At 77.0% G+C, this 9,319-nt stretch carries 9 protein-coding genes; 5 read left to right on the top strand and 4 right to left on the bottom strand.

The window, feature by feature from the left end; genetic code table 11:
• Together WDV86_RS15310 and WDV86_RS15315 are read left to right on the top strand one after the other, a co-directional pair.
• Positions 1-200: kynureninase/PvdN C-terminal domain-containing protein (locus tag WDV86_RS15310; protein WP_339568503.1), on the top strand; the 200-nt coding region annotated here is incomplete at its 5' end.
• 40 nt (positions 201-240) lie between these two features.
• Entirely contained in the window at positions 241-1,284 is a 1,044-nt protein-coding gene (locus WDV86_RS15315) for a TIGR03557 family F420-dependent LLM class oxidoreductase (protein WP_339568504.1), read from the top strand.
• 15 nt (positions 1,285-1,299) lie between these two features.
• Here the strand turns inward: WDV86_RS15315 and WDV86_RS15320 are convergent, their stop codons facing one another.
• Both WDV86_RS15320 and WDV86_RS15325 read right to left on the bottom strand, forming a co-directional pair.
• Positions 1,300-2,568, bottom strand: coding sequence for a hypothetical protein (locus tag WDV86_RS15320; protein ID WP_339568505.1), 1,269 nt, complete (start codon positions 2,566-2,568; stop codon positions 1,300-1,302).
• Positions 2,569-2,659: 91 nt separating this feature from the next.
• On the bottom strand, positions 2,660-2,872 hold the full coding sequence (locus tag WDV86_RS15325; RefSeq protein ID WP_339568506.1) for an SPOR domain-containing protein: 213 nt from the start codon (positions 2,870-2,872) through the stop codon (positions 2,660-2,662).
• A 54-nt stretch (positions 2,873-2,926) separates the two neighbouring features.
• On the opposite strand from WDV86_RS15325, the gene map reads away from it, so the two are divergent.
• Both map and ppgK read left to right on the top strand, forming a co-directional pair.
• Positions 2,927-3,814, top strand: coding sequence for a type I methionyl aminopeptidase (gene map, locus WDV86_RS15330; RefSeq protein WP_339568507.1), 888 nt, complete (start codon positions 2,927-2,929; stop codon positions 3,812-3,814).
• On the top strand, positions 3,811-4,599 hold the full coding sequence (ppgK, locus tag WDV86_RS15335) for a polyphosphate--glucose phosphotransferase (protein WP_339568508.1): 789 nt from the start codon (positions 3,811-3,813) through the stop codon (positions 4,597-4,599). The genes map and ppgK overlap by 4 nt, the downstream gene beginning before the upstream one ends.
• A gap of 46 nt (positions 4,600-4,645) precedes the next feature.
• Here ppgK and WDV86_RS15340 read toward each other — a convergent pair whose 3' ends face one another.
• Both WDV86_RS15340 and WDV86_RS15345 read right to left on the bottom strand, forming a co-directional pair.
• Positions 4,646-5,776 carry a hypothetical protein gene (locus tag WDV86_RS15340; RefSeq protein WP_339568509.1) on the bottom strand — a complete coding sequence of 377 codons (1,131 nt, stop codon included), beginning with the start codon at positions 5,774-5,776 and terminating at the stop codon, positions 4,646-4,648.
• A gap of 217 nt (positions 5,777-5,993) precedes the next feature.
• Complete coding sequence (locus WDV86_RS15345; RefSeq protein ID WP_445263118.1) at positions 5,994-7,463, bottom strand: aldehyde dehydrogenase family protein; 1,470 nt, start codon at positions 7,461-7,463, stop codon at positions 5,994-5,996.
• Between the two features lie 124 nt (positions 7,464-7,587).
• On the opposite strand from WDV86_RS15345, the gene WDV86_RS15350 reads away from it, so the two are divergent.
• Positions 7,588-9,231, top strand: coding sequence for a carbamoyltransferase family protein (locus WDV86_RS15350; RefSeq protein ID WP_339568511.1), 1,644 nt, complete (start codon positions 7,588-7,590; stop codon positions 9,229-9,231).
• Positions 9,232-9,319: the final 88 nt, after the last annotated feature.

Below are 9,319 nucleotides of genomic sequence, written 5' to 3' on the forward strand. Positions count from 1 at the left end.
AGGCCTACGGCGTCGTCCGGGCGCTCGCCGCCCGCGGGGTCGTCGGCGACTTCCGGGCGCCCGACCTCGTGCGGCTCGGCGTCTGCGCCGCGACGACGACCCACGCCGACCTGGCCGCCGGCGTCCTGGCCCTGCGCGCCGTGCTCGACGCCGGCGAGCACGCCGACCCGGCGCACGCCGTCCGCCCGACCGTGACCTGAGCCGCGGGGCGCCGTCGCCGGCCGGCGGTAGCGTCCCGGCATGACGTCTGCCGAGGCCGCAAGCGCACAGGGGGTCGGCCAGACCGGCGGGCTCACCGTCGGCTACGCCGCGATGCTGGAGCAGTTCTCGCCCGCGGAGGCGGTGGCGCTCACGGCCCTGGCGGAGGAGCACGGCTTCTCCGGGTGCATGGCCGGTGACCACTTCGCCCCGTGGGTGCCGCAGCAGGGCCAGGCGGCGTCGGTGTGGCCGGTGCTGACGGCTGTCGGCGAGCGCACGAGGGGGGACTTCGGCACCGGCGTCGTGGCCCCCGGGTGGCGCTGGCACCCCGCCGTCGTCGCGCAGGCCTCGGCGACGCTCGCGGCCATGTACCCCGGCCGGCACTGGCTGGGCGTGGGCGCCGGCGAGGCGCTCAACGAGCACGTCGTCGCGCCGTACTGGCCCGAGGGCGGCGAGCGCTCGGCGCGGATGTTCGAGGCCGTCGAGCTCATGACGAAGCTCTTCGACGCCTCGCTCGCCGGCAAGGACGTCAAGTTCGCCGGCACCTACTACCGGCACGAGACGACGCGGCTGTGGACGATGCCCGAGCAGCGCCCGCAGGTGCTCGTCGCGACCGCGGGGCCGCTCAACGCGAGGAGGGCGGGGCGTCTGGCCGACGGCCTCATCACCGTCGGGGCGCCGCTGGAGAAGATCGCGGGCCTCTTCGAGCGCTTCGACGACGGCGCCCGCGAGGCCGGCAAGGACCCCGCGTCGATGCCGAAGGTGCTGCAGCTGCACCTGTCCTGGGCGCCGACCGACGAGGAGGCCCTCGCCAACGCGATGCACGAGTGGCCCAACGGCGGCATGAAGTTCCCGAAGGCCGACATCCGCTCGCCCCACGACTTCGCGGCGATGGCCAGGCTGGTGCGCGAGGAGGACTTCGAGGGCCGCATGGTCATCTCCAGCGACCCCGACGTCCACCGCGCCGCCATCCAGGCGCACGTCGACCTGGGCTTCGACCGGGTGTACCTGCACAACGTCGGGCGCAACCAGCGCGAGTGGGTCGAGGTCTTCGGGCGCGAGGTGCTGCCCGCGCTCCACCGTTGAGCCGGGCACCCGAGGTCAGCGCTCGCCGCACCCCGTGAGGCGCAGGTCGCTCTCGCCGACGGGCGTGACGGCGGCCCCGGCCTGCCCCGCGTCCGCCGCCCACCCGGCGAGGTCCTCGGCGAGCAGGTCGCGGCCGCGGGCGTCGTCGAGGCGGACGACCACGGCGGTGCAGGCGAGGTCCTCGTCCTCGGGGTCGACCCACGTCGTCCACGCGTCCCCGGCCCAGGCGTAGGTGACGACGTCGGCCGGGTCGAGCAGGTACCCGTCGGCGGCCGCGCCTGCGGCCAGCGGCAGCAGGGACAGCGGGTACAGCCCCAGCCCGCCGGTGCCGAGGACCTCCGCGCCCGCGGGGGCGGCCGGCGCCTCGACGTCGACGGGCGGGGCGAGGCTCCGCAGACGGCGGGGGTCCGGACGGGCGGCGAGCACCTGCTCCGTCGTCGTCAGCGGGTCCCGCAGCAGGTCGTCGACCCCCTCCGGCCCGGCGTCGGCGGCGACGGCGTCGACGGCGAGGAACCCGTAGTCGTAGGGGAAGAGCGCCAGCGTCTCCAGCAGCGGGTCGTAGGCCGGCTCGTCGCCGTCCGCGGTGACCGGGGCCGAGTCCCCCCAGGCCCGCTCGTAGGCGTCGACCTCGTCCGCGTCGAGCGCGTCGTACCAGGCCCACGTGACCGACTCGGCGCTGCCCTCGACGACGGCGGTGGCGGCGGTGGCCTCCTCTGGCCCGGCGCCCTCGCGCGGCAGGGCGTCGAGGTCGACGTGCTGGTCGTCGAGCGCGTGGACGAGCTCGTGGACGAGCGTCTCCTCCACCAGCGGCGTCCAGGTCTGGCCGCGCAGGTACACCTCGTGGGTGACGCTGTCGTAGAAGCCGGTCACCGTCGCGTCCCCGTCCTCCCAGGCCCGCCCGTAGGCGGACGCGGACGGCGTGAGGCCGAGCGCGGCGTAGGTCTCGGCGCGCCCGTCGAAGGGGTCCTCGAGCCCGACGGCCCACGTGGGCTCCTCGGCGTCGCCGCCGGCGGCCTCCTCGGTCCCCTCCGGGTCCGCCTGCAGGGCGGTGAGGAACGCCTCCTCCTCCAGGGCCTGGACGGGCACGTCCTGGGTCCACCCCAGGCCGCGCTCCTGCGCGACGAAGGCCTTCAGGCGCGGCAGCTCGTCGGGCAGGGCCTCGGCGACGGTGCGTCGGTCGCCGTCTGCCCACGGCGCGGCGACGGAGCACCCGCCGGCCAGCAGGGCGGCCAGGGCGACGGCCGGCACGACGGCCCGGCCTGCGCAGCGCTCGCGAGACCTCACGCCGTCACGTCGGCAGCCCGGACGAGCGGCTGGAGGGCGTCGGCTCCTGCGTGCGCCGTCGGACCACCCGGGCCTTCGGCCCTCCTCCCCCTCATCCCTGGCCCCACTCCTCCTCCTCGCGGCGCCGGCGCTCGTCCTCCTCGTCCCACGCCTCGGTGCGTGCCCGAGCGGTCTCCAGGGCCTTCCTCGCCTCGGCCTCGGTGTCGTAGGGGCCCATGAGACGACGCCCCAGGCTCTGCGGGCCGTGCTCGACCTCGCCGGTCACGACGTTGTAGAACCAGGCCGTCCGCTCGATGTCCGCCACGGACGCCATCGTGCCGCAGCGCCACCACGGCGTCGTCGGTGCTTGACTGAGGCCATGGCCCCACCCGTCGCCGCCCCGCCCGGGCGGGTGCGCCCGGGTCGGGTGTCGCCGCGGCGCCCCGTCCCCGCGCACGTCCCCCGCCCCGAGTACGTCGACCGGCCGGCTCCGCAGCCCTTCACCGGCTCGGAGGTCAAGGACGCCGAGACCGTCGAGGCGATGCGGGTCGCCGGCCGCACGGCCGCCCGGGCGCTGGAGGAGGTCGGCCGCCACGTCGTCCCCGGCGTCACGACCGACGAGCTGGACCGCGTCGGCCACGAGTACTTGCTCGACCACGGCGCCTACCCCTCGACGCTGGGTTACCGTGGCTTCCCGAAGTCGCTGTGCAGCAGCGTCAACGAGGTCATCTGCCACGGGATCCCTGACTCGAGCGTGCTGGCTGAGGGCGACCTCTGCACCATCGACATCACCGCCTACATGGTTCTTGACGGCATCGGTGTCCACGGGGACACCAACGCCACCTTCGCCGCCGGCGAGCTCGACGAGGAGTCGGCCCTGCTCGTCGAGCGCACCCGCGAGGCCACCCGCCGCGGCATCCGGGCGGCGCTGCCGGGTCGGCAGGTCAACGTCGTCGGCCGCGTCATCGAGACCTACGCCAGGCGCTTCGGCTACGGCGTCGTCCGCGACTTCACGGGCCACGGCATCGGCACGTCCTTCCACTCCGGCCTCGTCGTCCCGCACTACGACTCGGCTCCCCTGCACGACGACGTCATCGAGGTGGGCATGACCTTCACCGTGGAGCCGATGCTGTGCCTCGGCACGCCCGAGCACGACCTGTGGGACGACGGCTGGACGGCGGTGACCAAGGACCGCCGCCGCAGCGCCCAGTTCGAGCACACGGTCCTGGTGACCGAGGCCGGGCCCGAGATTCTCACGCTGCCGTGAGCGTCGCCGAGCTCTCCGGCCACGCCGTCGGCATCGACATCGGCGGCTCGGGCATCAAGGGCGCGCCCGTGGACCTCTCCAGCGGCGACTTCGCGCAGGACCGGGTGCGCGAGCCGACGCCGCAGCCGTCGACGCCCGGGGCCGTCGCCGACGTCGTCGCGGCGCTCTCGGCCCGCTGGCCCGACGGGCCGCTCGGCGTCACCTTCCCCGCCGTCGTCAAGGACGGCGTCGCCCTCACGGCCGCCAACGTCGACGACGCCTGGATCGGCACGGACGCCGCGGAGCTGCTGCGCACCCTCACCGGGCGCAGCGTCCACGTCGTCAACGACGCCGACGCCGCGGGCGTCGCCGAGGCCCGCTACGGAGCGGCCAAGGACGTGCGGGGCGTCGTGCTCATGGCGACCCTGGGCACAGGCATCGGCACCGCGCTGCTGCACGACGGCGTCCTGGTGCCCAACACCGAGCTCGGCCACCTCGTCGTGGACGGCCACGACGCCGAGACCAAGGCCTCCGACGCCGCCCGCACCCGCGAGGACCTCTCCTGGAAGGAGTGGGCCAAGCGGCTGCAGCGCTACTTCGAGAGCCTCGAGGCTCTCCTGCAGCCCGACCTCTTCGTCGTCGGCGGCGGCGTCAGCAAGAAGGCGGACAAGTACCTGCCGCTGCTGGACCTCGCGACGCCGGTGGTGCCCGCCCAGCTGCTCAACACCGCGGGCATCGTCGGCGCGGCGGCCCTGGCGGCGGAGGCCGAGCTCGCCGGTGGACCCACCGGGCCGTCGCCCGGCTGAGGCTCCCTGCAGCTGAGGCCCGCCGGCTGCTGCCGGGTCCGAGGGCTCAGGCCCGCCCGGTCCACCGCTCGAGGGCGACGACGTCGCCCGTCGGCACGAGCGCCAGCTGGCGGCGCCGCCGCAGCCACGGCAGCAGCGCGACGGCACCCAGCGCGCCGGCGCCCGCCGCGTCACCGGAGTCCTCGGGCACCTCGGCCGCCGGCTCGGCGTCGGCCACCGGCTCGTCGGCGACGGGCGTCTCGTCCGCGGGTGCCGGCTCGTCGGCGACCGGCGTCTCGACCACCGGGTCCGTCGGGGCGGCGTCAGAGGAGGAGGAGTCCTCCTGCGGGTCGTCCGGCACCGGCGCGGGCTGGGGCTCCTCGGGCCCCGGTGCCGGGGTCGGCGGGACGGCGGGAGGGGCTCCGGGCTCCGGGCTCGGCTCGGGCGTGACCGGCGGCGTCGTCGGCGGGACGACGGGCGGCTCCGGCGCGGGGGGTCGGGGTGCCGGGGTCGGGGGCGTCGACGGCGGGTCGGGCACCGGCGGGCTGACGGGCGGCGGCTCGACGGGCGGCTCGGCAGGAGGCACGACCGGCGGCTCGGCAGGAGGCACGACCGGCGGCACGACCGGCGGCTCGACGGGGGGCACGACCACGGGGTCGGACGGCACGACCGGCGGGGTGACCGGCCGCTCGGGCGCCGGGGGCAGCAGCGGCGGCTGCGGGACCGGCACCTCTGGGACGAGCGGCGGGACCACAGCCGGCGGCTCTGCGTCCGCCTCGTCCTCCGGCAGGGGAAGGTCGACCGGCGGCACGAGGGGTCCAGGTGTCACCAGCGACGGGACGAGCGGGTCGGGAAGAGGCCGCGGCGGGGCGGGCAGGACCCCCTCCCCGGGCAGGCGGGGGGCGACGAAGGTGTCGGGCCCGGCGGCGGCGAACACGCTGTCGGCCGGGCGCCGAAGGACCGGCCCGTCCGCGCCGGCGACGACGTCGGAGCCGGCCGTGGCTCGCGGGGCGGCGGCGTCCGGCGTCGGCTGGGGCCGTGGCTGCGTCTCGTCGCCGGCGAGGGCCGAGGAGCTGACGACGACGGTCGAGCCCGTGGCGCTGGCGATGGCCCCGTGCCCGGCCGCCACGAGCAGGAGGACCCCGGTGCCGACGGTCACGACCTCGGCAGGGTTGCGCAGGAGCCGACGCGTCGCCATCGCCGCCACCTCCCTGCTTGCCGTGCTGGACCCGTCGACCGTCGACGAGGACTGGCTGGTCGGCCGAGACTAGCCCTCGGCACCTCCCGGGGTCAGGTGCTCCGGGCGCCGCGCCCGGCCGCGCAGCGCCCTTCTCACCCGTTCGGCCGACCGCTCACCCGTCCGTACCACTCCTGAGAGGGCGGTCCACCCGATCGCCGCACCCGGACGGGCGAGATCACGTGGCAGGCGCTGCCTCGAGGTGCACCGCCTTCAGGGCGGTCAGCTCCCCGAGCAGGTCCGGGCCGAAGCCGCGGCCCTGGCCGCTGCCGCGGCGAGGGTCCGCCGAGCCGCCCGGCGCACCCCCGAAGACGGCGTTCACCTTGACGGTGCCCACCTCCAGCCGCTCGGCCGCTTCGAGCGCGTGCGCCTGGGACGGCGTCAGCACGGTCGCCGCGAGCCCGTAGGCCCCCGCGTCGGCCAGCGCCAGGCCCTCCTCGAACGTGCGCACCCGCGTGACGGCCGCCACCGGGCCGAAGGTCTCCTCCGCCATCAGGCGCATGCCGGCCGTGCACCCCTCGACCACCGTGGCCGGGTAGCAGCAGCCCGGGCCGGCCGGCACCTCGCCGCCGGTGAGGAGACGGGCCCCGGCGGCGACCGCCTCGTCGACGTGCGCGGCGACGAGCGCCCGCGCCCGCTCGTCGACGAGCGGGCCGAGCGTGGTCGCCGGGTCGGCGGGGTCCCCGGTGCGCAGGCCCTCGGCGAGGGAGACCAGCTCGGCGAGGACGGCGTCGGCGACGTCCTCGTGCAGGTAGACCCGCTCGACGGCCGTGCACAGCTGGCCGGTGTTGGCGAACGCCCCCAGGGCGACCTGCTGAGCCGCCCAGGCCGGGTCCACGCCGGCGTCGACGACGAGCGCGTCCTTGCCCCCGTTCTCCAGCAGCACCCGCCCGCCGCGGGCGCCGACCGTCGCGGCGATGCTGCGGCCCGTCGCGGTGCTCCCCACGTGCGCGACGACGTGGACGCGGGGGTCGGCCGCGAGGGCGGCCCCGGTGGTGCCGTCGCCCACGAGCACGGACAGCACGCCCTGCGGCAGAGCGGCGGCGATGCGACGTCCCAGCTCCAGCCCCGGGCGCGCGGAACGCTCGGAGGGCTTGTGCACCACGGTGTTGCCGGTGACGAGGGCCGCCGCGAGCAGTCCCGCGGCCGCGGGGTAGGGGTCGTTCCAGGGCGTGAGGACGGCGACGACGCCGCGCGGCTCGCGGCGGACGACGTCGACGGCGCCCACCGCCCCGCCCAGGGAGCGCCCGGTGTCCAGGACCCCGGTGACGGCGGCCTCCTCCAGCAGCTCGGCGGCGACCAGCGCCGACGCGCGCGCCTGGCCGAGCAGCCGACCGGTGGTGGCGCACAGCAGGTCGGCGAGCTCGTCGGCGTCGGCCCGCACGACCGCCGCGGCGGCGCGCAGGGCGGCCGCCCGCTCGCCCGGCGGCGTCCGGCGCCACGCCGCTCGCGCGGCGTCGGCCGCCGCGACGGCGGCGTCCACCTCGGCGTCGGAGGCGAGCACGAGGTCCCCGGCGGCCTCGCCCGTCACCGGGTCGCGCAGGGCGAGCACCCGGTCACCGCGGGCGGGCGCCGCCCGGCCCCCGACGAGCTGCTCGGCGGTCCCCGCCCCGCCCGCTGGCCCGGGGGCGGGGAGCGGCTGCGGCATCGGGGTCGGCGTCGGGGCGGCGGGCTCGGGCGCGGAGGTGCTCACGGCGGGCTGTTCTACCCGAGCACCCGGTGGGCGCGCCCCGGGGCGCGCCCCGTCGGTGGCCCGCGGTAGGAAGTGCCCCATGCGCGTCCTCGGCGTCAACGCCGTCTTCCACGACCCCGCCGCCGCCCTCGTCGTCGACGGCCGCGTCGTCGCCGCCGCCGAGGAGGAGCGCTTCAGCCGGCGCAAGCACGGCAAGCGGCCCGTGCCCTTCTCGGCGTGGGAGCTGCCCGAGCTGGCCATGCGGTGGTGCCTGGCCGAGGCCGGGCTCACCCCCGCCGACCTCGACGCGGTCGCCTACTCCTACGACGCCTCCTGGTGCCGGCCCGCGGAGGAGATGGGCCTGGCCGACCCCTGGGACTCGCTGCGCACCACCTACGCCGAGAAGGCCGCCGGCTTCCTCGCCACGGCCCTGCCGGGGCTGGACCGCGAGAAGGTCGTCATGGTCCGCCACCACGTCGCCCACGCCGCCTCGGCAGGGCTGGCGGTCGCCGGCGACTCCAGCGTGCTCGTGCTCGACGGGCGTGGGGAGCGCGGCTCGCACCTGGCGGGTCGCTACGCGGGCGGGAAGCTCGACACGCTGGTGACGACCGACCTGCCCGACTCGGTCGGCCTCGTCTACGAGTCCCTCACCGAGCACCTGGGCTTCCTGCGCTCCAGCGACGAGTTCAAGGTCATGGCGCTGGCCTCCTACGGCGAGCCCCGCTTCGCGGGCGAGCTGCGCGAGCACCTGCACGCCACCGGCGACGGGCGCTTCGTCGCGCGCGAGCCGGACTGGGCGCGCTTCGCGCCGGCGCGTGTCGACGACGGCACGTGGGGCGGCGCGCACGCCGACCTCGCCGCCTCGGTGCAGCTGCTCGTCGAGGAGCTGCTCGTCGACCTCGCCACCTGGCTGCACGGCCAGACCGGGGACCGGGTGCTCACCATGGCCGGCGGCATCGCCCTCAACTGCGTGGCCAACAGCCGCGTCTGGCGCGAGTCCCCCTTCGAGGAGGTCTGGGTCCAGCCGGCGTCCGGCGACTCCGGCACCGCCCTGGGCGCCGCCCTGCAGGTCAGCGCGGACGCCGGCGTGCAGGTCGTGCCGATGGCCGGCGCCGACCTCGGGCGCTCGTGGGACGACGACGAGCTCGCGCAGTGGCTGCGGACGGCGCGCGTGCCCTTCACCACCCCCGACGACCTGGCCGGCGAGGTCGCCGACGTGCTCGCGGCCGACGGCGTCGTCGCCTGGTTCGACGGGCGCGCGGAGTTCGGGCCGCGGGCGCTGGGCCGCCGCTCGCTCATGGCCCACCCCGGACGCGCGGAGAACCTCGAGCGGCTCAACGACGTCAAGGGGCGCGAGCAGTTCCGCCCCGTCGCGCCGATGGTGCTGGCCGACCGGGCGCAGGAGATCTTCACCGACGGGCCGTTCCCCAGCCCCTACATGCTCTTCGTCCACTCCGTGCGGCCCGAGTGGCGCGAGCGCATCCCCGCCGTCGTGCACGTCGACGGGACGGCGCGCATCCAGACGGTCGACCACGCCGGCACCCCGCGGGTCGCGGCGCTGCTGGAGGCCTTCGCGGAGCGCTCGGGGCTGCCGGTGGTCGTCAACACGAGCCTGAACACGGCAGGGCGCCCCATGGTCGACGACCCCCGCGACGCGCTCGAGCTCTTCGGCTCGGCCCCGGTCGACGTCCTCGTCCTCGGCCCGCACCTCGTGCGCCGCGCCGACGCCTTCGCGCCCGCGTGAGGCCCGGCCCACCCGGCGCCGGCCCGCGCCGCGGCGTCGCCTCCCCCGCGCGCGGCGCCGGGACGGAGCGCCCCGGCGCTGGCGACGC

The sequence above is a fragment of the Pseudokineococcus sp. 1T1Z-3 genome (genome assembly GCF_037482365.1).
Classification (GTDB): Bacteria; Actinomycetota; Actinomycetes; order Actinomycetales; family Quadrisphaeraceae; genus Pseudokineococcus.